At 28.9% G+C, this 25,870-nt stretch carries 18 protein-coding genes; 10 read left to right on the top strand and 8 right to left on the bottom strand.

Annotated elements, in window-relative coordinates; genetic code table 11:
- Positions 1-58 precede the first annotated feature (58 nt).
- A complete protein-coding gene (locus G507_RS0103795) occupies positions 59-1,177 on the bottom strand; it encodes a hypothetical protein (RefSeq protein WP_026716239.1) in 1,119 nt (372 codons plus the stop codon).
- A 15-nt stretch (positions 1,178-1,192) separates the two neighbouring features.
- Complete coding sequence (locus G507_RS0103800) at positions 1,193-2,182, bottom strand: transporter (RefSeq protein ID WP_026716240.1); 990 nt, start codon at positions 2,180-2,182, stop codon at positions 1,193-1,195.
- A 112-nt stretch (positions 2,183-2,294) separates the two neighbouring features.
- On the opposite strand from G507_RS0103800, the gene G507_RS0103805 reads away from it, so the two are divergent.
- The 6 genes from G507_RS0103805 (at position 2,295) to G507_RS0103830 (ending at position 8,548) form a co-directional block, all read left to right on the top strand.
- A complete protein-coding gene (locus G507_RS0103805; RefSeq protein WP_026716241.1) occupies positions 2,295-2,558 on the top strand; it encodes a hypothetical protein in 264 nt (87 codons plus the stop codon).
- Positions 2,559-2,643: 85 nt separating this feature from the next.
- A complete protein-coding gene (locus G507_RS0103810; protein ID WP_026716242.1) occupies positions 2,644-5,079 on the top strand; it encodes a YfhO family protein in 2,436 nt (811 codons plus the stop codon).
- Between the two features lie 34 nt (positions 5,080-5,113).
- Positions 5,114-5,281 (top strand): hypothetical protein, encoded by a 168-nt coding sequence (locus G507_RS17725; RefSeq protein WP_169627275.1) that lies wholly within the window; start codon positions 5,114-5,116, stop codon positions 5,279-5,281.
- Positions 5,278-5,745 carry a hypothetical protein gene (locus G507_RS0103820; protein ID WP_026716243.1) on the top strand — a complete coding sequence of 156 codons (468 nt, stop codon included), beginning with the start codon at positions 5,278-5,280 and terminating at the stop codon, positions 5,743-5,745. The genes G507_RS17725 and G507_RS0103820 overlap by 4 nt, the downstream gene beginning before the upstream one ends.
- A 17-nt stretch (positions 5,746-5,762) precedes the next feature.
- Positions 5,763-7,058 (top strand): glycosyltransferase family 4 protein, encoded by a 1,296-nt coding sequence (locus tag G507_RS0103825; RefSeq protein WP_026716244.1) that lies wholly within the window; start codon positions 5,763-5,765, stop codon positions 7,056-7,058.
- Positions 7,059-7,084: 26 nt separating this feature from the next.
- Positions 7,085-8,548: a lipopolysaccharide biosynthesis protein gene (locus G507_RS0103830; protein ID WP_026716245.1), complete on the top strand. Its 1,464-nt coding sequence runs from the start codon at positions 7,085-7,087 to the stop codon at positions 8,546-8,548.
- A 57-nt stretch (positions 8,549-8,605) separates the two neighbouring features.
- Here G507_RS0103830 and G507_RS0103835 read toward each other — a convergent pair whose 3' ends face one another.
- The 6 genes from G507_RS0103835 to uvrA form a co-directional block, all read right to left on the bottom strand.
- Positions 8,606-9,325, bottom strand: a complete 720-nt coding sequence (locus tag G507_RS0103835) for a hypothetical protein (protein WP_026716246.1) — start codon at positions 9,323-9,325, stop codon at positions 8,606-8,608.
- Between the two features lie 176 nt (positions 9,326-9,501).
- Positions 9,502-9,792 carry a type II toxin-antitoxin system RelE/ParE family toxin gene (locus tag G507_RS0103840; protein ID WP_026716247.1) on the bottom strand — a complete coding sequence of 97 codons (291 nt, stop codon included), beginning with the start codon at positions 9,790-9,792 and terminating at the stop codon, positions 9,502-9,504.
- Positions 9,782-10,018, bottom strand: coding sequence for a hypothetical protein (locus G507_RS0103845; RefSeq protein WP_035665591.1), 237 nt, complete (start codon positions 10,016-10,018; stop codon positions 9,782-9,784). Before G507_RS0103845 ends, G507_RS0103840 begins: the two co-directional genes overlap by 11 nt.
- A 90-nt stretch (positions 10,019-10,108) precedes the next feature.
- The gene (locus tag G507_RS0103850; protein ID WP_026716249.1) at positions 10,109-11,626 is read right to left on the bottom strand and encodes a S41 family peptidase; all 1,518 of its coding nucleotides are present in this window, start codon (positions 11,624-11,626) and stop codon (positions 10,109-10,111) included.
- A 63-nt stretch (positions 11,627-11,689) separates the two neighbouring features.
- Positions 11,690-12,463, bottom strand: coding sequence for an AraC family transcriptional regulator (locus G507_RS0103855; protein WP_026716250.1), 774 nt, complete (start codon positions 12,461-12,463; stop codon positions 11,690-11,692).
- Positions 12,464-12,520: 57 nt separating this feature from the next.
- The gene (gene uvrA, locus G507_RS0103860; RefSeq protein WP_026716251.1) at positions 12,521-15,313 is read right to left on the bottom strand and encodes an excinuclease ABC subunit UvrA; all 2,793 of its coding nucleotides are present in this window, start codon (positions 15,311-15,313) and stop codon (positions 12,521-12,523) included.
- Between the two features lie 423 nt (positions 15,314-15,736).
- Between uvrA and G507_RS0103865 the strand changes: the two genes are divergently transcribed.
- From G507_RS0103865 to G507_RS16375, 4 genes are all read left to right on the top strand, one after another.
- Complete coding sequence (locus G507_RS0103865) at positions 15,737-17,374, top strand: T9SS type A sorting domain-containing protein (protein WP_026716252.1); 1,638 nt, start codon at positions 15,737-15,739, stop codon at positions 17,372-17,374.
- Positions 17,375-17,574: 200 nt separating this feature from the next.
- Complete coding sequence (locus G507_RS0103870; protein WP_026716253.1) at positions 17,575-20,388, top strand: helix-turn-helix and ligand-binding sensor domain-containing protein; 2,814 nt, start codon at positions 17,575-17,577, stop codon at positions 20,386-20,388.
- A 353-nt stretch (positions 20,389-20,741) separates the two neighbouring features.
- On the top strand, positions 20,742-23,867 hold the full coding sequence (locus tag G507_RS0103875; RefSeq protein ID WP_026716254.1) for a glycoside hydrolase family 2 TIM barrel-domain containing protein: 3,126 nt from the start codon (positions 20,742-20,744) through the stop codon (positions 23,865-23,867).
- Between the two features lie 17 nt (positions 23,868-23,884).
- On the top strand, positions 23,885-25,843 hold the full coding sequence (locus tag G507_RS16375) for an Ig-like domain-containing protein (protein ID WP_084518925.1): 1,959 nt from the start codon (positions 23,885-23,887) through the stop codon (positions 25,841-25,843).
- Positions 25,844-25,870: the final 27 nt, after the last annotated feature.

Here is a 25,870-nt window from a genome sequence, read left to right on the forward strand (position 1 = left end):
TATTTTTGCCTAATGCCTAATGCCTAATGCCTAATGCCTAATGCCTAATGCCTAATGACTAAAGTTTCTTACTATAAGTTCTTCTACGTTTAGTAATCTTACTATTAAAATGCTTCCAAAGCTTTTGAATAGCAGTGTTTTCTTCTAATTCCGGAGTTCGTACGCAAGTTTCTATACCTTTTGCTTGACAAACTGTATAATATTCATCAAAAATAATAGCCGTAACACCTTTACTTTGGTATTCTGGTGCAACACCAATTAAATAGAATACTACTTCTTTAGAATTGTTTTTAGCTTTTAATAAATGATAAAATCCAAAGGGGAATAATTTGCCATTTGCTTTTTTAAGTGCTTCACTAAACCCAGGCATAACAATAGCAAAGGCAATCATTTTTTCATCTTTATCTATAATGAATTTTATGAATTCTGGATTTATAAAACTTATATATTTCTTTTTAAAGTACTCTTTTTGAACATCATTAATAGCTACAAATGATTGTAGTTTTGCATAAGTATCATTAAATAAATCAAACATTTTATCGACATAAGGCATAATGTCTTTTGTCTTAGTAAAATTTAATGACCTTAATTCGTAACGCTTTTTAATTAGAGCACTAGCTTTTTGAAAGGGTTCTGGATTTATATTGCTAAATGAAAAAGTGCTTTCTAAATATTCTTTTTCTTTAGTTAAACCCAGTTTTTCAAAATGCTCTTTGTAATAAGGTAAACTGTACCAAGTTACCATATTTCCGATTTGATCAAATCCTTCAGTTAAAACACCAACTTTATCTAGATTAGAAAAACCAATTGGTCCTTCAACCATTTCTAAATTATGTTTGTTACCCAATTCGTATACCTTTTCTAGCAGTGCTTTGGTGACTTCAATGTCATCAACAACATCAAACCAACCGAAACGGACTTTACTTTTTTTAAGAATTTTTACTTCATCCCAATTAATTATAGCGGCAAGTTTACCTACAATTTTATTGTCTTTATAGGCTAAATAAAAATGTGCTTCTGCACTTTGAAAAGCAGGATTTTTATCTCTATCAAATGTTTCTAATTCTTCTGCAATAATTGGTGGTATCCAATTAGGGTTGTTTTTATATAGTTCAAAAGAAAACATTACGTAATCTTTCATTTCTTTTTTGGACTTGGCTTCTTTTATTTCAATCATTGTGGTTGGGTGAAATTATTCTTCGTCTTTAGACTTTTTTAATTTCTTTTCTTTATTCTTATTTAGTTTAGGCTCTTTTTTCTTAGCACTTTTATTTGCTTTATCCTTTTTTCTGTCTTCAGGAGATTTTATTCTTACTTCTTGATAATTTTTATCAAAACGCCAAGAAATTCCAACACCACCATACATTATTGAAGGTGTATTTTTAATGTTCTTAGAAAATGAAGCATCAACTTGCATATTAGGTGAGATAAGATATGCTCCACCAGCTCTAAAAACGATATCACTATACAAATCACCTTTATAGCCTTGATTTTCTACAAAAACTGACCATTGTTGGTTTATTCCATGCGTAAGTGTTGCAATGTATTCTAATGATTTGAAATCGGAAGTAAATTTGTTGTAAATTAAATTTCCAACCAATACCCAACGTGTTCCAAAAGTGTTTTGTGTAATTAAAGCTACTTTTGGACTAACTTTTGGTTCAATTAACCTCGAATTATAGTTATATGGATTATCAGAAAAATTTAGATTTACACCAGCAAAAATACCTACAGAAGGAATTAATTGTCTCCATTTAAAACCTTGATTGGCTTTCCAACTTCTAATATTTACTTTCTGTTCATAATATTTATTTGGGTCATAAACTAAATATTTAGCTCCCAGAACTGTAGTTCTTAAGGCACTTCTTTTATATTCTTCTAATGGACTTGTATATGTGTCATTTTGATATTGAATTTCGACAACAGCTTCCATTTGTTCTTTAATAACTCCCCATCTTAGAGCAAAATCAACTCCAAAACCATTGGCATCATATCCGATTAAATCATGATTTTCATTTATTGCAAAGACTCCCGATTCTAATTGAATTACTGATTTTCCGACAGAGAAAGCCATCATTGATTTTCCTGGCCTATTAGAATTAATTACATCTGTATATTGAGCAGAAGCCATTTCAACAAATAATAAAGAGAATAAAAGGAGAAATTGTGTTGATTTTTTCATAATTGGCTTAAATAAGTTTTTCAAAAGTAGTTATTTTATCATAAATTTAAGAAACAATTTATGGGTTTTTAGTACTTATAATTGTATTTTTGAATTTTAAAATTAGATTACAATGATAGAAGCATCATTTACAGGTTTATTAAGAACGTTAGCTTACATAGTTTTATTTTATTATTTGTTTAAATTCTTATTGAGAATTTTTGCACCTATTTTAATGAAGAAAGCCATGAATAAAGTGCAACAAAAAATGGAAGACCAAGTTAAGCAACAACAAAATTATCAACAAAACACTTCTCAAAATAATTCACAGTCAACAGTTAAGCCTCAGGAAAAGAAGAAAGTAGGAGAGTATATTGATTATGAAGAAGTAGATTAATAACATTTGAACAATAACAGAAAGGATATTTTAACGATATCCTTTTTTTATTTACTTTAGCACCTTTAAATATTTATTCTTTAGCATGAAAAATTTGCAAAAATACTCTTCACATTTATTAGCTATTCTTGGTTTTGTAATAGTAGCCGTAATTTATTTTTATCCTGTATTAAAAGGAGAACAGATTTACCAACATGACATTGCAGAATATACTGGAATGGCAAAAGAACAAAATGATTTTAGAAATGAAACCAACGAAGAACCTTATTGGACAAATAGTGCTTTTGGTGGAATGCCAACTTATCAATTAGGTGCTAAATATCCAAACGATTTTATTGGTCACTTTGATGATGTTTTACGTTTTTTACCTAGACCAGCAGATTATTTATTTCTATATTTTTTAGGATTTTATATATTGTTATTAGTTTTAAAAGTTGATCCGTTAAAAGCCTTTTTTGGAGCTTTAGCTTTCGGTTTTTCGACTTATATGATTATCATTATTGGAGCTGGACACAATGCAAAAGCTCATGCTATTGCTTATATGCCAATGGTTTTAGCTGGTGTTTTGTTGGTTTTTAGACGAAAGTATATTGTTGGTGGATTACTAACTATGATTGCTGCAGCTTTAGAAATTCAAGCGAATCACTTTCAAATGACTTATTATTTATTGATTTTACTTTTAGTAGTTTCAATTTATTATTTTGTAGAATTCATCAAAGAAAAAGATTTTAAAGGTTTAGCCAAAGTGGTTGGAGTTTTTGCGATTGCTGGACTTTTTGCTATTGGTTCAAACGCAACAAGTTTATTAGCAACATCAGAATATGCTAAATTTTCTACAAGAAGTGATAGTGAACTGACTTATGAACCAGATGGTTCTAAAAAAGAAAGTTCAAACGCAATGAGTTATGAATATATCACTGATTATAGTTATGGAGTTGCAGAAAGTTTAAACTTAATTTCACCAAGACTTTTTGGTGGCGCTAGTTATGAGGATTTAGGTAAAGATTCAGAAATGTTTCAATATGTAATGTCACAAGGAGCAAGTGAAGCAGAAGCTTCAGTCATAACAAAACAATTAAGAACCTATTGGGGAGATCAGCCTGGTGTTTCTGGACCAGCTTATATCGGAATTATTGTTTTCTTTTTAGCTGTTTTAGCATTATTTGTAGAAAAAAGAAAAGTCAAGTATGCTTTAGTTGCTGGAGTTTTAATTTCATTATTCCTTTCTTGGGGAAAAAACTTCTCATTACTAACGGATTTCTTTATCGATTATGTTCCATTATATAATAAATTTAGAGCTGTTTCATCCATTCAAGTTTTATTGGAATTATGCATGCCTATTTTAGCTATTTTAGGACTGTATTCTTTTTATAAATCTGATGATGCTCAAAAATGGAATGCCTTATGGAAATCTGGAGCTATCGTTGGTGGAATTCTAATTTCATTGTTATTGTTTAAAGGAATGTTCAACTTCTCTGGACCAGCTGATGGTTATTATGCTGAATCTTATGGTTATGACTTCATGAGTGTTCTAAAAGAAGATAGAGCAGCGATGTATTCTTCAGACGTATTTCGTTCTTTAGGATTTTTAGCAATAGTTTTTATTGTTCTGTATGCATCATTAAAGAATAAATTAGCTCAAAATACGGCTATTATTTTAGTAGGATTGGTTATGGTTTTTGATTTATTCTTAGTAGATAAAAAATATGTAAATGATGAAAACTTCAAGTCAAAAAGAGAAATCGATATGCCTTATCAAATGACCGAAGCAGATCAAAACATATTACAAGACACAACCCATTTTAGAGTTTTTGAAGCTGCCGGAAATATGAGTAGTGCAAGAACTTCTTATTTTCATAAATCGCTTGGTGGTTATAGTGCTGTGAAACCAAGAAGAATGCAACAATTGTTTGATTATCAAATAGCCAAAAACAACCTTCAAGTTTATAATATGTTAAATACTAAATATATTATTAAAGCTAACGAACAAGGAGAAGATGTAGCTTTATTAAACCCAGACGCAAATGGAAATGCTTGGTTTGTTGAGAAAGTACTAAATGTTATTTCTTCAGATGAAGAAATGAAAGCTTTAGATAGTTTAAGAACCAAAGATATAGCTGTAATTAATCCAACAGCATTAAAGGTTAAAGGGAAGCCTTTTGGTGATTTCGAAAGAGATTCTCTAGCTAAAATTGACTTAATTGATTACAAACCAAATTATATAAAATACAAATCAACAAATTCTAATGCTGGTTTTGCAGTGTTTTCTGAAATGTATTATTCAAACGGTTGGAAAGCAACAATAGATGGAAAAGAAACTCCAATTTATCGAGTTGACTATGCTTTAAGAGGATTAGAAGTTCCAGCAGGAAATCATACAATCGAATTCAAATTTGAACCACAAGTTGTAAAAACGGGAAGCACAATTGTTTTATTTAGTTGCATTGGAATGTTGTTATTGTTGATAGGTGGAATTTATTTTGAGAATAAAAATAAAAAAGGATTGAAGATTGAAGAGTAACGATTTTTGAGTGATGAATTAAAGAAACTATAAAATGAAAGAATCAAATTTTAATCACGATAAACCTAAAAATATTGAAGCAAAACGTATAGCTGAAATAAAAAAGCTAACTTATGCTGAACGATTACAACGTTTTTTAAAGTTAATGGAACTTTCTTATGCTTTAAAAAACGCACCTAAAGTATATCCAAATAAGAAATGATTGAAGAAATAATAAATATTTGGAAAATCTTCGAAGAGAACAATGTCAAATACATTACAATTGGTGGATTTGCTGTAAATATTTATGGCTATACCAGAAACACAGGTGATTTAGACATTTTAATTGAAGACTCTTTAGAAAATAGAAAAAATTTAAGAAAAGCTTTTATTGAAATAGGAATTGGTGATTTTGAATCTATCGAAACAATGCAATTTATTCCAGGTTGGACAGATTTTACCTTGTTTTTTGGTCTGCGATTAGATGTTATGACTTCTGTTAAAGGTTTAGAAAATATTCCTTTTCAGGAATTATTAGATAAAGCAACAAAAGTAATTATGGGAAATGTTCCAGTTAATTTTATTGATTATGATAATCTTATAAAAGCAAAAAAAGCAACTAATAGACTAAAAGACCAATTAGATTTAGAAGAGTTAAATAAAATTAATAATCCAAATAATGATTAAATTTTAACCAAATAACTTTGAAACCTAAAACAAACAAAACTTTAATCATCACCTATTATTGGCCTCCAGCTGGTGGACCAGGCGTACAACGTTGGTTAAAATTTGTAAAATATTTACCTGATTTTGGAGTACAACCAATAGTTTATATTCCAGAAAATCCTACTTATCCTTTGTTAGATGAAAATTTAGTTCAAGAAGTTTCTGATAAAGTTACAATATTAAAACAACCTATTTTTGAACCTTATGGTTTTGCTTCGTTTTTATCGAAAAATAAAACAAAAAAAATCAGTTCAGGAATTATTCCGAATAAGAAAAAACAATCTTTTATAGAACGAACTTTACTGTGGATAAGAGGAAATATGTTTATTCCAGATGCACGAATTTTTTGGGTAAAACCATCTATAAAATTCCTTCAAAAATATATTGAAGAACATAAAATAGAAACCATAATTACAACTGGTCCACCACATAGTGTACATTTAATTGGATTAGGTTTAAAAAAACAAAATAACATCCAATGGATTGCCGATTTTCGTGATCCTTGGACAACTATTGGGTATCATAAAGCATTGAAATTATCTGATAAATCAGCAAAAAAACATAAAGATTTAGAAAAAGAAGTCATGAATAGTTGTGACCAATTAATAGTGACTTCACCAACCACAAAAACAGAATTTGAACAAATTACTTCAAAACCAATTGAAGTCATTACGAACGGTTATGACATTGAAAAAGTTGAGAAAAAATCAATGGATTCTAAATTCACATTAGCGCATATTGGTTCATTTTTATCGGAAAGAAATCCACGTATTTTATGGAAAGTTTTATCTGAATTAGTCAAAGAAAATAAAGATTTTGCAAACGATTTTCAACTGAAATTAATTGGAGCAGTTAGCAAAGAAGTTTTAGAAACTATAAATGAATTTCGATTAGAAAAATATGTAAATCATTTGGGTTATGTTTCGCATAGTGAAGCTTTACAAGAACAAAGAAGTTCGCAAGTTTTGTTATTAATTGAAATAGATTCAGAAGCGACGAATTGCATTATTCCAGGTAAATTGTTTGAATATATGGTTTCCGAAAGACCTATTTTAGCCATTGGACCAGAAAATGCAGATTTCAAAAATATTATTAAAGAAACAAACACTGGAGTATTCTTTACTTATGATGAAAAAGAGGCTTTGAAATCACAAATTGAAACTTATTACAAGCAATTCAAGCAAAATACGTTACAAGTAAATGCAATTGGATTACAAAAATACAGTAGAAAAAAACTAACAGAACAGTTAGCAACTCTTTTAACTGAACACTAATTACTGATCACTGATCACTAGCTAAAATGGGAATAGTTCTAAAACAATCTTTAAAAAACACTGTAATTACTTACATTGGTTTTGCTATTGGAGCTATTAATACCTTGTATATGTATGTTCATTTTTTGGGTGATACATATTATGGTTTAGTTGGTTATGTTTTGTCTGCAGCTAATATTATGATGCCTTTAATGGCTTTTGGTGTGCATAATACTTTGGTAAAATACTTCAATGAATATAAAACTGAAGAAGAAAAATCATCGTTTTTAACCTTTGTATTGTTTCTACCTTTATTATTGATAATTCCGTTTTCGTTGATTGCTTATTTTGGTTATCATCAAATTGCTTCATTATTGTCAGAAAAAAATCCAATTGTTTATGATTATGTCTGGCAAATTCCTGTCATCGGACTTTGTATGGGATATTTTGAGATATTTTACGCTTGGGTTAAAGTGCATTTACAATCGGTTTTAGGCAATTTTATAAAAGAAGTTTTCTTAAGAATCCTTGTAACGATTAGTCTTTTTGCAGTTTATTTTAACTATATAACTCCTTCTGAATTTGTTTATTCCTTAATGGGGATTTATTTTTTAGCTATGATATTGATGAAAATTTATGCTTATAAAGTTAGATTTCCATCCTTTAAATTTAAAATTCCGTCTAATTCGAAAGCCGTTATCACTTATAGTTTATTCATTATTCTAACTGGTGGAATTGCGAATTTGTTTCTAGAAATTGACAAATTTATGTTGAATAATTACGTCAAAATTGAAAATATAGCCTATTATTCTGTGGCTGTTTTTATTGCTACTGTAATTGCAGTTCCAAGTAGAGCTATGCACCAAATTACGTATCCAATTACTGCCAAATTGATGAATGAAAATAAACATGATGAACTAAATGATTTGTATAAAAAGACATCAATTACCTTGCAAATTGTTGGTGGTTTAATATTCTTAGGAATTCTTGTAAACATAAATCAATTATATCTGTTGATGCGAGAAGAATATGCAGCAGGAGTTTTTGTGGTGTTTACTATAGGATTATCGAAATATTTCGATTTGATATTAGGCAATAATAATGCTATTATTTTCAATTCAAAATATTATAAAACGGTTTTGTTTTTAGGAGTTTTGTTAGTAATATTAACTATTCTTTTAAATATGATTTTTATTCCGTTATATGGATTAGAAGGAACAGCTTTTGCAACTATGATTTCGATTACTTTATATAGTTTGTCTAAATTACTTTTTGTGGTAAAACGAATGAATTTGTTTCCTTTTACTTCAAAAACCATCACTGCTTTTGGAATATTAATTGTTTGTTTTTTAGGGTTTTATTTTTGGGAATTTCCGTTTCATCCTGTAGTTAATATTTGTTTAAAATCAATTTTAGTTTCAATTATTTACTTATTTTTAAGTTATAAATTGAAATTATCGAATGATATTAATGTAGTTATGGAAAACGTTTTGAGTAAATTGAAAAAATAAAAAATCCTGTAAACATTTCTGCTTACAGGACTTTTAAAAACTAACAAACTAACCAAACTATTTTTTAACTTTTCTATCTGTTTCTTCACGTTTAATTTCTATAACATCGTCTTCGTCCATTTTTACTTTGCTACCATCTTTTTTGTAATAGTAGAAATCATCATCTGAATCATAGTTGTTGTTATTTCCATTTCCATTTCCGTAACCGTTTCCATTTCCATGACCATTTCCTCCAAAATTATAATTGTTTCCTTGGTTGTAATAGTTTACAAAACCCACAATATCTATAATTTGTCCTCTTCGGTTGTAGATGATTTTCATATTTCCTACTTGTTTCAGTGCAAAACTGTTGTATTTCATATAAACAGAACCAATTCTTTTAACTCTTCCATAAGCATCATAATTAATGAACACGTTTCCTACACGTCTAACTCGTCCTTGATTATCATGTTGAATAATAATTCCTCCACGTGATGGACCATAATATGTGTTTGAAACAGTTACTGTTCTAACTCCAGGTGCTCCATAAGTTCCATTCATATTTTCAGTACGAGTTCTTGTTCCTGAAACAGTTGGTTGTGTATTAAAATCGAATTGACCATCTAAAAAGATGAAGAATTCAACTCCTCTTTCTTTGAAAACAATTGGGTCAGCATCTCTATAATCTGTAATAAAGCGATAACCTTCCTCCGTTGCACCAAATACATTTTTCTCTGATGCGATAGTTACATTACCAATAAGTAATAAACTTGCTACTAAAAGTGTAATTTTTTTCATGACTTCTATAATTTAAGGTTAAACAATTCAACAATTTAAATTCATTGTTGTTTGGTTACTTAAATCCAATAGCTGTGCCAGAATACGTTAAGCAGTTGTCAATGAGTTGTTAATGAGTTTTAAGTGATTGAAAAATAGATTGTTATAGAAGTAAAAATTGACTTAACTTATTGAAGTTAAATCTTATTTGGATTTTGTGAAGTATGAAAAACAGCATTTATTAGTACAGTTTTATTCAATTCATCTAAAATATAAAAAGCTACATATGGAAATTTTTTAAGAGGAAGAAAACGATAATTACTATCATGAATTTGATAAAAAGGATTTTTTTCTAGTGCTTTATAAACATTTTGAAAATCCTTTAAAAAATCTAGCGCTACTTTTTTATTTACTTCTTTACTATAATAATCAATTGCATTATCTATGTTTTTTGAAGCTTTTGGAGAAAGTAAAACCTTATAATTCATGTTTGTCTTTCAAATTTGAATACAGTTTACCTGCTTCAGTATATTCTTTTATATCAAGACCTACTTGTTCATTAAGAAGATTTTGTTGTTCTTCTGTTAATGAATACGGTTTAGTTTCTTTAGAATTTTCCATAATTGCATCAACATAACCAATAACACGCTCAATAACACTTTGAGGTGCATTTTTTAGTTTTTTAGTTATTGTATCTATTGAAACAGTTTCCATATTAATTTTATTTAATCAAATTTATGAAAAAAATCAAACAAATTTAAAAAACTGAAACAAAAAAACTTGAAACATCTGAAACAAATCTCATTACTTCTCTTTATCAATCAAATCAAGTAAAGAATTCATTTGTGTATCAATATGGTTTAAGTAATCAGAATAGGTTTGAGTAATTTCATAATCTGGCATAATTCCTCTATGCTTTAGTTGATTTTCTTTTTCAATAACATCTTGTTCTATATTAACAATTGAAAAAGTTGTACTAATTTTTGACTTTGGTAAAATATATGAAATTGGACTATGACCATTATGTCCGTAATAACCTCCTTGTGTTTCCTCACCAATTATGGTTACGTTATCATTACTTGCAACCAAACTAGCAAAATTACTTCCAGCAGAAGCAACTCTTGGACTAATTAATAAATATATTTGTCCATAAAAAGCGTTTTTATTTGGAACTCTTATCGCATGATCTTCACTTGTTTCGTCTTGATAAAATTTTCCATCAATTTCTATTGGAAATTCTTTTTGAAGGTATTTATTATGTTTAATAACACCTAAAAACCTTAGAAACGTTGGAACTTTTGTTTCAATATATCTCAAATAAGGTATTTTATTGAAACTAATCCAAGCACTTTTGTTTTCTGAAAAATTTCTTTTGGTAAGATAGTCATAAACTACTAAATCATTTGGATCTGTTCCACCACCGTTGTGTCTAACATCAATAATAAGATTTTTTATGTTATTATTTTTGACAGCTAAAAACGTACTATCTAAAAATGTTACAAATTCTTTATGTTCTGGTGATTCAGCGTTGTCACCAATTGCAAATGTATTGATAGTTAAAATTCCTGTTTTGGAATTTATTTCATTATAGTTATATTTTTCTTTTAAATCATCACTATCAGTGAAATCTAGTTTATCAAAAGGTTCTGAATATCTTTTTATTTTATTTTTATAACTATCAATAAACCCAATACTTTTTAAATTTATTTTTAATTCGTTTTCAGAATTGGATACTTTATAAATTACTTCAAAAGTGTTTTCTAATCCATAATTATATCTATAATATTTGCTAAAACCAGATGTTAATCCAATTTGTTTTCCAGTGATATTTTTTCCATCAGTTTCATAATATTTGTATAATTCCTTTGCAATTTCTGACATTTTTCTTCCATTAATAGAAATAATTTCTGAACCTAACGGAATTTCATCAGTCTGAAAATTTAAAATCCATTTGCCTTCAATTAATTTTATTGGATAAGGAAAATAACCTTCTTTTTCTGCTAAAAGATTTTTCCACTTTTTAGATGAAATTGTTATGCTATTATGAGTACTTCCTTCAAAATCTGAAAGTTGACATATTATATTATAAAAATCTCTATATGTTTTTGAGTTTTCAATTTCTGTTTCAGCCCAATTATAAATACTGTCTATTTCTGTTTTTGAACGATGTTTATATAAACCTGAATTTGCTTTTATTCTGATGTTTTTATAAACTTCAAAATCTTTTTTCATTTTATCTTTAGAAAATTCATCATCAATAGATTGAGAAAAAAGCGTAGATATTGAAAACAATACCAAAACTAGTTGTAAAATATTTTTCATAGTACTTATTTATGCTACAAATTTATTTAAATGGAGTTTATTGAACTTGTAGAATCTTGGCAATTATAAAATAAATGAATTTTTATTTTGATATTCCTTTGGTGAAACGCCTACATAACGTTTAAAAGTATTTGAAAAATGAGACAAATCTGAAAATTCGTAATCAAAAGCAATTTGAGTTAAATCTGAATGTTGTGTAATTAGTTTTTTGCTTGAAAATATTTTTTTCATCAAAATATAATTCATTGGTGACATTCCTGTCGAAGCTTTAAATTTTTTAGCAAATCCAAATTTGTTAATATTTACAACTTTAGACAACTCTTCTAAATTAAGTTTATTAGTTATGTTATTGTCAATATAAGTGTTGATATTATTCAATGAATTGAAGTTTAGTTCTGAGTATTCTTCTATTTTTTCATCTGAATAATACTTTAAAATAGTTAAAAACTGAATTAGTAATTGTTCTGTTTTTAATAAATCACTAGAATCTAAAGCTTCTTTTAATTGAATAAATAAAAGATTTGCTTTTGGATTATTTATTTTTCTATTGGTGAAAAATATATTTTGTCCATTAAAGATGTATTTCACTAAATCTTTGGAAATATAAATAGTGTCAAACTTAATTATGGACGAAGAATCAATAATTGGATTCGAATGAATTTCGTAAGGATTTGTTATAGAAATGCTCCCTTTTTCGCTATAAATACATTGATGTTCTAGACTTATTTGTTCAATTCCACTATAAATTAGAGAAATACAAAATGTTTCGTGATAATGCTTAGGAAACGAAGTTTTTTGTTCCTTTACACTTAAAAATTCTATATTATCTAAATTCATTTTTTGATTTTACAAACGTAAATTAACAAAATAAACCTGAAACATCTGAAACAAATTCTAAAGTTTCTCCATCAAATATTTCCCAGTAACCGAATTTTTGTTTTTTACAATTTCTTCTGGAGTTCCAAAAGCCATTAGTTTTCCTCCAAATTCTCCACCTTCTGGACCAATATCAATGATATAATCAGCACATTTGATTAAATCTAAATTGTGCTCAATTACGATGATTGAATGACCTTTTTCCAATAAAGCTTCAAAAGAGGCTAATAATTTTTTAATATCGTGAAAGTGTAATCCAGTTGTAGGTTCATCAAAAACAAATAAAGCCTTGTCTTTAATGGTTCCTTTTACTAAAAATGATGCTAATTTAATACGTTGTGCTTCTCCACCAGATAGAGTAGAAGAAGATTGACCTAATTGTACATAACCTAATCCAACATCTTGTAAAGGTTGTAATTTTTGATATATTTTCTTTTGGTCATATTTTGTAAAGAAAGCTAAAGCATCATCAATGGTCATGGTTAAAATGTCATCGATGTTTTTCTCTTCATATTTAACTTCTAAAACTTCTTTTTTGAAACGTTTTCCACCACAAGTTTCACATTCTAAATGAACATCAGCCATAAATTGCATTTCGATAGTAACAGATCCATCACCTTTACAAGTCTCACATCTTCCGCCATCTACATTGAAAGAGAAGTGTTTAGCTTGATAATTTCTCAATTTTGAAACCGATTGTTTCGAATATAAATCACGAATATCATCGTAAGCTTTGATATATGTCACAGGATTTGAACGCGAACTTCTTCCAATTGGATTTTGATCAACGTATTCAATATGTTTTATGTTAGAATAACTTCCTGCTAATTCAGTGAATTGACCAGCTTTTTCACTAATTCCTTCTAAACTCTTTTTTATGGCTGGAAATAATATTTTCTTCACCAAGGTACTTTTTCCACTTCCTGAAACTCCAGTAACAACGGTAAGACATTCTAATGGAAACGTAAAGTTTTGATTTTGAAGATTATTTTCTCTTGCACCAATTACATCAACGTGATTTTTAAATTTTCTACGTTTTTTTGGAACTTCGATTTTTTCTTCACCATTCAGGTATTTTGCTGTTAAAGAATCAGCTTTTAGAATTTCATCATAAGTTCCTTGTGCGACTAAATAACCACCGTTTGTTCCTGCTTCTGGACCAATATCGATAATCATATCAGCAGCTTTCATGATGTCTTCGTCGTGTTCTACAACAATTACAGTATTTCCTAAATCACGAAGATTTTTTAAGACTTCAATCAATTGTTCTGTATCTTTTGGATGTAATCCAATACTTGGTTCGTCTAAAATATACATTGAACCGACTAAACTACTTCCTAATGAAGTGGCTAAATTTATTCTTTGTGATTCTCCACCAGAAAGTGAAGCTGAATTTCGGTTTAGTGATAAATAGCTTAATCCAACTTTATATAAAAATTCTAATCTGTTGTTGATTTCGATTAATAAACGTTTGGCTACGATTGCATCATATTCGTTTAAAGTCAACTCTTTAAAGAAAGCCATCAACTTTAAAATCGGTAAATCAACCAAATCTGAAATGTTTTTACCAGCAATTTTAACGTAAGTTGCTTCAATACGAAGACGTTTACCTTTACATGTGTGACATTTTGTTTTTCCACGATAACGTGAAAGCATCACACGATTTTGAATTTTATAATTTTTTTCTTCTAATTCTTTGAAGAAATCATTTAATCCAGTGAAATATTTATTTCCTTCCCAAATTAAAGCTTTTTGTTCTTCTGAAAGTTCAAAATAAGGTTTGTGAATTGGGAAATCAAATTTATGTGAATTATTCACCAATTGATCACGATACCAACCCATGCTATCACCTCGCCAAGGAAAAATTCCGTTTTCGTAGACCGATAAAGCAGTGTTTGGAACCACTAAATCATTATCAATTCCAATTACACTTCCATAACCTTCACAAGTTGGACAAGCTCCATAAGGATTATTAAAACTGAATAAATGTATATTTGGTTCTAAGAAATTCATCCCATCAAGGTCGAAATTATTGCTGAATCCAATTCTTTTATTGGTATTGACTTCTTGTAAGTAACACGTTCCTTTTCCTTCAAAAAAAGCTGTTTGAATGGCATCAGCCAAGCGATTCATAAACTCTTCATCATCTTTTTTGACAATGATTCTATCAATAATAAGAATAACTTCTTTTTTATCAAATTTTAAATCTTCAATTGCATCTAAACGAATCATTTCGTTATCAACTATAATTCTAGCGAAACCTTGTTGTAACAGAACTTTTAATTTATCCTCTAAAGGTCTACCTTCTTCTAAATGAATAGGAGCAATTAATAACCATTTACTATCTTGTTCTAAAGTTTGAATATGTTTAACTACATCAGCAAGGGAATCTTTTTTAACCTCATTTCCAGAAATAGGAGAGAAAGTTTTACCAATTCGAGCAAATAGTAGCTTTAAATAATCATATATTTCTGTAGAAGTTCCAACGGTTGAACGAGCATTTGTTGTATTTACTTTTTGTTCGATTGCAATTGCTGGCGCAATACCTTTTATGTAATCTACTTTCGGTTTGTCTAAACGACCTAAAAACTGTCTTGCATAAGAAGATAAACTTTCTACGTATCTTCGTTGTCCTTCAGCATAAAGTGTATCGAAAGCTAAACTCGATTTCCCTGAACCTGACAGACCAGTTATTACAACTAGTTTATTTCTAGGAATTGCTACATCAATGTTTTTAAGATTGTGTAATTGTGCTCCTTTTATTAGGATATTTTTTTTTGGTTCTAATTTGGAAAAATCGGTTTTAATCATAGCATTTTGTAAAGAAGTGCAAATTTACGTAAATAAAACCTTTAGTCATAAATAATTACGGTTGTATATTCTTAAAAAATACTTAAAAAATGAAATGCTATTTATGGAAAAGAATCTGTTTTTTTTGTTGTTTTCTACATAATTAAAAAAATCTTAGTAATATTATTATATAAATAGCTAAAAACCTACAGTAAAACACCTATACATTACCTATACGAAACCGTTGTAATTAACGTTTTTGTAAATTTATTAGAAGTTTTTGTAAAATTATAAAGCACTGTTTTTCTTTAGTTTAATGGCTTTTTTAATGTTTTATCAAAAAAAAATTGTTGTATAGTTTCTATATCAAGAATTATGATATTGATAATTAAATTATGGATATATTTATAATGTCGAAATTAATAACATAAATAAATGAATATTATGAAAAAAACTACTTTAATTCTATGTGCACTGCTAAGTTTTGGGCTTGCGTTTGCACAGCCAACAACAAATGCACCAGTACCTACTAAGGCTGCTGCAGATGTAAAATCAGTATTTAGTGATACTTATACTACTATTGCAACAAATTATAATCCAAACTGGGGACAAAGTGGTTTTGCTTCAGTTAATCCTACTTTTGATCCTACTGGTGGCGGTACAAACTTTGTTTTAGCTTATCCAAATTTTAATTATCAAGGAACAGAGCTTACTTCTCAAAGTTTATCTAACATGGAGTTCTTACATGTTGATGTTTGGACAAGTGCTAATCCAGCTAATTCTATTTTACAAGTTAGTCCTATTAATAATGGAACTGGAGCAGGAGAGACTTTAGTAACAATAAATCATACTGCAGGTTCTTGGTATAGTGTTGATATTCCAAAAAGTGCCTTTACCGGAATGACTTGGGATTCAGTGTTTCAAATGAAATTTGCTGCTAATGGTGCTGGAAGTACGGTGCCAATTACTATTTATTTAGATAATATTTACTTCTGGAAAACTCCAGTTGCTGCTGGTTCAGATGCAAATTTAAGTGATTTAAAAGTTGATGGAGCAACTATAGCAGGTTTTTCTCCAAACACTATTGCTTACACAAAAGGATTGCCAGCTGGTACTACTGTTGTACCACAGATAACTAGTGTAACTACTAATGATACAAACGCAACTCAAGTAACAACTCAAGCAACTGCTATCCCTGGTAGTGCAACTGTTGTAGTAACGTCGCAAAACACTACGGTAACAAAAACATATACTGTTAATTATGTAATAGAAGGACCAGCTACAGCTGCACCAACTCCACCAAATAGACCAGTTGCGGACGTTAAATCAATTTTTAGTAACGCTTATGCTCCAATTGCAGTTCTTAATTATGCTGGAGTAGATGGTCAACCGTCAAATGACAATACCTTTAATACAAGTTGGTGTGGAGCTAATACTTCATTAGTATCTATACTTGGTAACGATACAAATAAAATCACAGGTTTAGGTTGTGAAGGTGTAGCTTTTTTAAGCGGTAGATTTGATGCATCATCGTTTACATATTTCCACATGGATATTTGGACAGCGACTCCAACTTTAGATAAAAGTTTTAACATTAAATTTTCTAATTGGAATGGTGGAGCTGGTGAAGCAAATGCAATTGAATTTTCAACTACTAATGCAAATTTCTTGACTAATCCTAATCCAGGAACATGGATTTCTTTAGATATCCCTTTAACTAATTTTACACCAGTTGTAAATGCTAACAGAAATGATTTAGTACAATTTGTTATCACTTCAGATTTAGGAACTGTTTATTATGATAACTTATATTTACATAAAAACACAGTATTGAGTAACTCAAATTTTGAATTATCTTTATTTAATGTATACCCTAACCCAACTCAAAATGTATGGAATATTACATCAAAACAAAATATTACTTCAGTGGTTTTATTTGATGTAATGGGTAAAAAAGTTCAAGAAGTTTTACCAAATAATACAACTATAGAATTAAATGCTGCTGAATTAGCAAATGGAATTTATTTCGCTAATGTTACTTCAGAATTAGGAACTAAGGTTATTAAGTTAATCAAAAACTAATTTTTTAATTCTTTCAAATTATGAAAAGACTGTCTGAGAAGACAGTCTTTTTTTTGTTTATTAGTAAATGAGTTGTTCCTTTAACATAAATTTTAATGTCAATAAATTAAATAGAAACACTTGTTAAAAGAGATTTTTTTTTCTTCATATTTATCATAAATCAATTTTATTATATATCTTTAAAATTATTTATTAAGACAATGTACATTAAAAATATTCTTTCAAAACTTTCCTTATTACTCTTTTTATTTTCAATATTTTGTTATGGACAAGAATTGCCTCCTATAACAAAATATACACAAAGTACTTATCAAGCTGGTATTCAAAACTGGATGATTTCACAAGATGAAAATCATTTTATGTTCTTTGCAAACAATGAAGGTTTGTTGGAGTTTAATGGTTCAATGTGGACTTTATATCCTTCACCAAATGAAGCAATTATTCGATCAGTAAAATGTATAGAAGATAAAATTTATACGGGTTCTTATATGGAATTTGGTTATTGGGAAAGACAAAAAAATGGTCAGTTAAAATATAATTCTTTAAGTGAAAAAATAAAAAATAAACTTGTAGATGATGAACAGTTTTGGGGAATTTTAAATTATGACAATTGGATTCTCTTTCAATCATTACAGAAAATATATGCTTACAATACAAAAACTAAGGAATTTTCTATTATTGCTCCTAAAGCCTTTATTTTCAAAGCATATAAAACTTCTGATGGAATTTTCTTTCAAACTAATGATGGTTTATTTGAAATTGAAAAAGGGAAAAGTAAACTTTTTTTAAATGATCCTATTGTAAAAGATAACAAAATTATTAATCTTATAGAATCAAATGATGGTTTACTGTTGGTTACTCAAATGCAAGGAATTTTTTCCTATAAAAATGGTCAACTAAACCGATATAGAACTAATGTTGATAATGAATTAAAACAAAGTAGTATATATAATTCTGAAGTTCTAAACGATGGAAGTTTTACTTTAGGAACAATTTCAAATGGAATTTACATATTAGATAATAAAGGAGAATTAAAATATAAGATTACTCAAAATGACGGATTGAGCAACAATACTGTGCTTTCGCTGTTTGAAGATGTAGACAAAAATTTATGGATTGGTTTAGATAATGGAATTAATTGTATCAATTTACAATCGCCCATAAAAAGTTATACTGATAATACTGGTGTCATTGGAACAGTCTATACTTCTGCTATTCAAAACGATAAATTATATATTGGAACTAATCAAGGCTTATTTTATAAATCAATTAATTCTAATTCAGATTTCACATTTATTCAAGGTACGAAAGGACAAGTATGGTCTTTATTTCTTCATAACGGAACTCTTTTTTGCGGTCATGATTCAGGGACTTTTGTCATAAATAGCGATAGTGCATCGTTAATTTATAATCAGTCAGGAACTTGGAAATTTGAACCTTTACCTTCTAATAAGAATATTATTCTTCAAGGTAATTATTTAGGTATTTCAGTACTAGAATTTCAGAATAACAAATGGGTTTTTAAAAATAAAATTAAAGGATTTGATTACTCTTCAAAATATTTTGAAATAGTAAAGAACGTTATTTATGTAGGTCATGAATATAAAGGAATCTACAGGTTTGAAGTTAATAAAGAACTAACAGCAAGTTCAAATTTCTTTGAATACAAGAAACCTCTTAAAGGAAAAAACGCAAGTTTAATTAAATATAATAATCAAATTTATTACGCTTCAAGAGTAGGTGTTTTTAAATTAAATTCAATAAGTAAAGAGTTTGAAAAAGATTCATTATTAAGTAGTGTTTTTGAAAAAGATGAATATGTAACTGGTAAAATGGTTGTAGATCAATCAAATAACTTATGGTTTTTTACAAAGAATTATATTCATTATTTTTCTTCAAGTAAAATGACACACGACTTAAAGAAAAATAGTTTACCTATACCTTCATCATTAACAAACTCGATGCCTGGTTATGAAAACATTAATCAGATTAGTGATGAAACTTATTTAATAGGTACAACAGATGGTTATTATGTACTTAAAAATAAGGAAATAAAATTCACTAATTATAAAGTTTCAATAACTGGAGTTTCAACTAATGTTTTAAATAAAAAATCGGTTAATTCTTCAATTTTAGATGAAGGGAATTTTAATTATGATGATAATAATATAGTTTTTAATTTTACTATTCCAGAATACGATAAATATATAAATGCTGAATATCAATATAAATTAGAAGGAATTCAAAACGAATGGAGCGAATGGAACTCTAAATCAAATGCAGTTTTTAAAAACTTACCTTCCGGTGATTATGTTTTTAGTGTTCGTGCAAAGATTACTAATTCAATCACAAAGAATATTGCATCTTATTCTTTTACTATTAAAAAAGCTTGGTATTTAAGTAATTTTGCTATGTTGTTTTATATTATTTTGTTTTTAATTATAGTGTATTATATCAATAGAGTATATTATAATTTTCATGAAAATAAACACGAAAAAATTATTGCAGAAAATAACCTTCTCCTTGAATTAAAAGAATTAGAGAGCGCTCAAGAAATAATGAAAATTAAAAATGAGCAGTTAAGTGAGACAGTAGATAAGAAAAATAAAGAATTAGCTGTTTCAACCATGAATTTAATTAAGAAAACAGAACTATTAAATATTATAAAAGAAGACTTAAAAAGTTCAACAGAAGATACATCAAACAGAAGCATAAAATCTATAATTTCGACAATTACAAGAAATGTAAAAGAAGAAGACACTTGGAATGTTTTTAAAGAAGCGTTCGATAATGCTGACAAGGATTTTATCAAAAAAGTAAAAGGGCTTCATCCTAGTTTGACTCCAAATGATTTAAGACTTTGTGCCTACTTAAGACTAAATTTATCTTCAAAAGAAATAGCTCCTTTAATCAATATTTCTGTAAGAAGTGTAGAGATTAAACGATATCGTTTGCGAAAAAAAATAGATTTAACGCATGAACAAGGATTAGTTGAATATATTTTATCAATTTAGCCTATACAGTATTTGCTTTTTACCTATACAAGAGTACAACATTGTCAATTTTTAGACTTTAAAAACCTTTTTAATATTTAAATTAGTTGAATCTTAATTTATTGTTAATAAAGGATTTTTTATGAATTTATGACATTAAAACACTGCATTTATTGTAATGTATGTTTTTTGTTGTAGTTAATTTTATTTTTTTTACAATTATTAGTTTAATTTTAAAATTCAATAATGCTATTAAAAGGAGTCATTATTTCTGAAATAGCCATTTTAATTATTTTCAAAATTTTATAGAAGAGATAATAACTATTTTAAACAAATTAAATTTTTACTTTAAACTTTAAACACAAGTATATCAAATGAGAAAAATTATTTTATTACTAATCATCGGATGTTTTTCATCTACAATTTATGCACAAGCGGATAATGTAGTTGTCTTAAATAATGCAGATGGAATGAAATTAGTTGTCAATGGAAAAAATCTTATAATTAATGGGATGAATTGGGATTATACTCCAATTGGAACTAATTATTCTTACAGTTTATGGACTCAATCAGATGATGTTATTAAAGCAGCTTTAGATGATGAAATGAGTTTGCTAAAAAACATGGGTGTAAATACAATACGTCAATACACAGGAGTGCAGCCAAAATGGATTACATATATTTATGATAAATATGGTATTTATACAATGCTTAATCACTCATTTGGAAGGTATGGTTTAACTATTAATGGAACTTGGACTCCTAACACAAATTATTCTAATCCAGCAACAAGAGAAATTTTACTCAAAGAAACTAAAGAAATGGTAGAAGAGTACAAAAATACTCGAGGTTTACTATTATTCCTTTTAGGAAATGAAAACAACTACGGATTATTTTGGGACGGAGCAGAAACAGAAGACATTCCCTTAGAAGATAGAAAGTCTACGCTTAGAGCAAAAGATATGTATGCACTTTTCAATGAAGCTGTTGTTGAAATGAAAAAAACAGACAAAAATCACCCAATGGCAATATGTAATGGTGATTTATTATTTTTAGATATTATTGTAGAGGAGTGTAAAGATATAGATATTTTAGGAACAAATATGTATAGAGGTGTTTCTTTCGGAAATGCTTTTGATGAAGTAAAAAATAAATTAAAAAAACCAATTTTATTTACCGAATTTGGTGCAGATGCTTTTAACGCAATTGATAATGCTGAAGATCAAAAATCACAAGCATATTATATGGTTAATAACTGGAAAGAAATATATGAAAATGCTGCTGGTTTAGGTAAAGCTAATAATTCATTGGGTGGATTTACATTTCAGTTTAGTGATGGTTGGTGGAAATTTGGACAAACAAAAAATCTAGATGTTCACGATAACAATGCTTCATGGTCAAATGGTGGGTATCAATCAGATTATAAAGTTGGTGAAAATAACATGAACGAAGAATGGTTTGGAATTTGTGCAAAAGGGCCAACTAATGCAAGAGGATTATATACTTTATATCCTCGTGCTGCATATTATGCTTTAAAAGAAGCACATTATTTAAACCCTTATGAAAATGGGACTACTTTAGAGAGTGTTGATAGATATTTTAGTAATATTCAATTAATGGATGCTGTTTTAAGAGCAAGAGGAGATAAAGCTGCTTTAGGTGGTAATGATTCAGATATTTTAAAAATTAGTAATCTAAGAGCTGAATTTACAACATTTAATACTGGAGGAAGTTTAATTACAACTCCAGAAACAGCTGATGATAACAATACAACCTATCCAAATAAATTAGGATTTGATCACATGCAATCTTACTATGTTGGTGTTGAAGGAAATCCAGCACCTAACATGAAAGCAAATGTGAACGTTAATATATTAGGTCATGTTGCAGAAAATCCAATTAATGAAATTTTCTACGAAAACAGAGGAAGACCAATAACAGTTAACACAGATAATGGAAATGTAACTTTAAATGATGTAAATAGAGTTCAAGTTTATAATGCAACATATTCTTGGAATGCTAAAGATTTTGAATTAAGAGGGTTTTACAGATCTGGTCACTACCATTGGGGGTATGAAGGTGATTTCTTTGCTTTATATTCAGAATCAAATTACGGTCCCAATTTAGATATCTATAATGGAGAAACTTTGGGTTTTGAAATTGATGGAAAAAGAAGTTTAAACGGATTAAAAGCTGCTTTTGGACCACAACTTTGGTGGGGAGCCAATCCAGCTTACTTATTAAAATATCAAAGAAAATTAGGTGTTTTTGATGCAGCAATTGTTTATCATGAAGATATCTCGAAAGCATCTGCAGCACTTACATCTATAGCAATTCCACTTCCTAAAACACGTAGAGCTACAATAGCTTTTAAAACTAAAGTTTCTGATTTTGGATTTGAATTTGGTGGTATTTGGGGAGGACAACCTTTAAATGGTAGAACTTTTCAATATGCAACTGGAACTTCAGGAAACTATACAGTTTATGATGATACAGTAAAATCAAAAGACAATTGGGGAGGAAAAGCAAAAATAACTTTCTCTAGCGGAGCATTCAATGTTTATACTCAAGCAGCTGTAATGGGACTTGTTGCAAACGGTGGTGCTGATAATACACAAACATTTACAGGATGGAGATTAAAAGATAGTGGAAGTGGAAATCAAGCTAATTTTTTAGCGGGTTTAACATATGGTATAGGTAATTTCCAAATCGCTCCAAACTTCTTATGGCAAAAACCTTTATTAGATGCAATGCCTAATGATGTAAACTCACCAGGAAGATTGAGAAACATTCAAGATGATCCTTTTATAGTTAGAGCAAATAGAGAAACAGTTGGTGGTGAATTACTTTTTACTTATGATCCAACTCCAGGAACATGGTTTTATGAATGGGATAATGATAGGTCGGAAGATGCAAAATTTGCTTTTAGTAATGATTTTGTTTTCCGTCATTTGCCTACTACACAAGATGCAGCCATTGGTTTTTTAAGCAATCGTTCTTCTTTTGCTTTTGCAAATTCTGCACCTGCACATGATTTATGGGAAAACAATACTCGTATAGTATCTAAGGTTAGTCCAGAATTAGGTTTAATTGCTAACTTCTATTTTGGAAATGCACAAGCAAATGGAAGCGATACTAGATTAATTGAAAGATTTGGTGGAGATATTAGAGTAATTTATAAAAAAGTTAAAGTAATTTCTTCATTAAAAATTAACGATTGGGGTCCTTATGATTATCATAGAGATTTTAACTTAACTTATCCTGTACAATCATCAATAGACATTTCAACTTCAGTTGGAAAACCAGATTGGTTTATTTTACCAGATACTAAAATTGGGATTATGGGAATTTGGAGATCTCTTGATCAATATTCACCAAGATACTCTCCTAATTTAGTGGCATCAGAATTTGCTACTTCACCAACTATTAGTCCTGTAGGATTTGGAAATGGTTCAGAATGGGAAATAAGAACTTATATTCATATCAATATTGGTAAATAATAAAAAAAAATGAAAAAATGAAAAATAGAAAAATTAATTATTTAAAAAACATTTTCCTTTTAGTATTGGTTTTATTGACTGGTATTAATTGTGAAAGAGATTTATCAGAAGATGCTAATTTATCAACCTTTTCTAAAGCAGGTGAAATATTTACAGATTCACCAGTTGGAATGGGAAGTAATTTTTACTTTCCTTATGATGGTTCAAAAGCAACAGCTTGGTCTGTGGATAATGAAGTTAGCTATAAAGGTACCTCTTCAATGCGATTTGACATACCTAATGCAAACGATCCAGAAGGAAATTATGCAGGAGCTATTTTTAGAATTGATGGAGCAGGCAGAGATTTATCAGGTTATGATGCGCTTACATTTTGGGCTAAATCTTCTCAAGGTGTAAACATTGCCGAAATGGGGTTTGGTGAAGATTTTTTTCCAAATAAATATATGGCTACTGTAACAAATGTTAGTGTAGGAACTATTTGGACAAAATATATTATTCCAATTCCAGATGCTTCAAAATTATTACAAGAAAAAGGAATGTTTAGATACGCTGCCGGAACTCAAGAAACAGGTGGTTTTGGATACACACTTTGGATTGATGAACTTAAATTTGAAAAATTAGGGACTATTGGTCAACTAAGTCCTAAAATTTTAAATGGTAATACAGAAAATATCACTTCAGTTATTGGAGGTAGTACAACACTTAGCGGTTTTAGTGGGACTTTTAATTTACCTTCAGGTCAAAATATTACTGTAAATTCGGCTCCAGCATATTTTGAATTTACATCAAGTGCTACATCTGTGGCAACAGTAAATGAAACGGGTAACGTTTCTGTTGTAGGATCGGGTAACGCTGCTATAACAGCAACTTTAGCTGGTGTAAATGCAGTAGGAGTCTTGAATGTCGAATCTATTGGTGCTTTTGTTTCGGCTCCAACACCAACAGAAAATGCAAATCAAGTTATTTCTATCTTTAGTGATGCTTACACAAATCAACCTGTTGACTTTTTAACAAGTAACTATCAACCCTTTCAAACAACAACTTCAAGTCATTTTGAAGTTAATGGGGATAATGTTTTAAATTATTTAAATTATAATTTTGTAGGTATTGAATTTAATCAAAATGTTCCTACAATCAATGCTTCATTAATGTCAACTATGCATTTTGACATATTTGTTCCAGGAAGTTTTCCCACTGGTTCTACAATCAGACTTAAATTAAGAAATTTGGGTGCTGACGGAGTAGTTAATAATGACTTTAATGGAAACCCAATAGGAGATGATACTCAAATAAGCTATACAGTAGCTGCACCAACTTTGGTTTCAGGTAATTGGATTAGTGTAGATTTTAATATCACTGGCTTAACTAACAGAAGTCAACTTGGACAAATAGTTCTAGACTCAACGACTGGAGTAGCGCCATCTGCATTCTTTGTAGACAATATCTACTTTTATAATGATGGAAGTATTATACCAAGCACACCTACTGTTGCAGCACCATCGCCAACTGTTCCTGCAGCAAATGTTATTTCACTTTTTAGCAATCAATATACTAATGTACCTGTTGATACTTGGAAAACATCATGGTCAGCAGCTACACTTACAGATGTTACAATAGCTGGAAATGCTACAAAAGAATATTCAAACTTAGATTTTGTAGGAATTGAAACGGTAAACAATCAAATAAATGCAACTACTATGACTCATATTCATATAGATGTTTGGTCACCAAATTTTACTTCTTTTTCTTTAAAACTTGTAGATTTTGGAGCAAATGCAGCGTTTGGCGGAGGTGATGATACAGAACACCAGGTGAACTTTACAGCTCCATCACAAGGTCAGTGGATTAGTTATGATATTCCACTAAGTAATTTTACAGGATTAACGGCTAAACAACATATAGCTCAGTACATACTTGTTGCTCAACCTTCTGGTTCTGCAAAAGTCTATATTGATAATCTATATTTCCATAATTAGTAAGTTGTTTTTTAATTTAAAAAGAAA

The organism is Flavobacterium gelidilacus DSM 15343, assembly GCF_000422685.1.
Classification (GTDB): domain Bacteria; phylum Bacteroidota; class Bacteroidia; order Flavobacteriales; family Flavobacteriaceae; genus Flavobacterium; species Flavobacterium gelidilacus.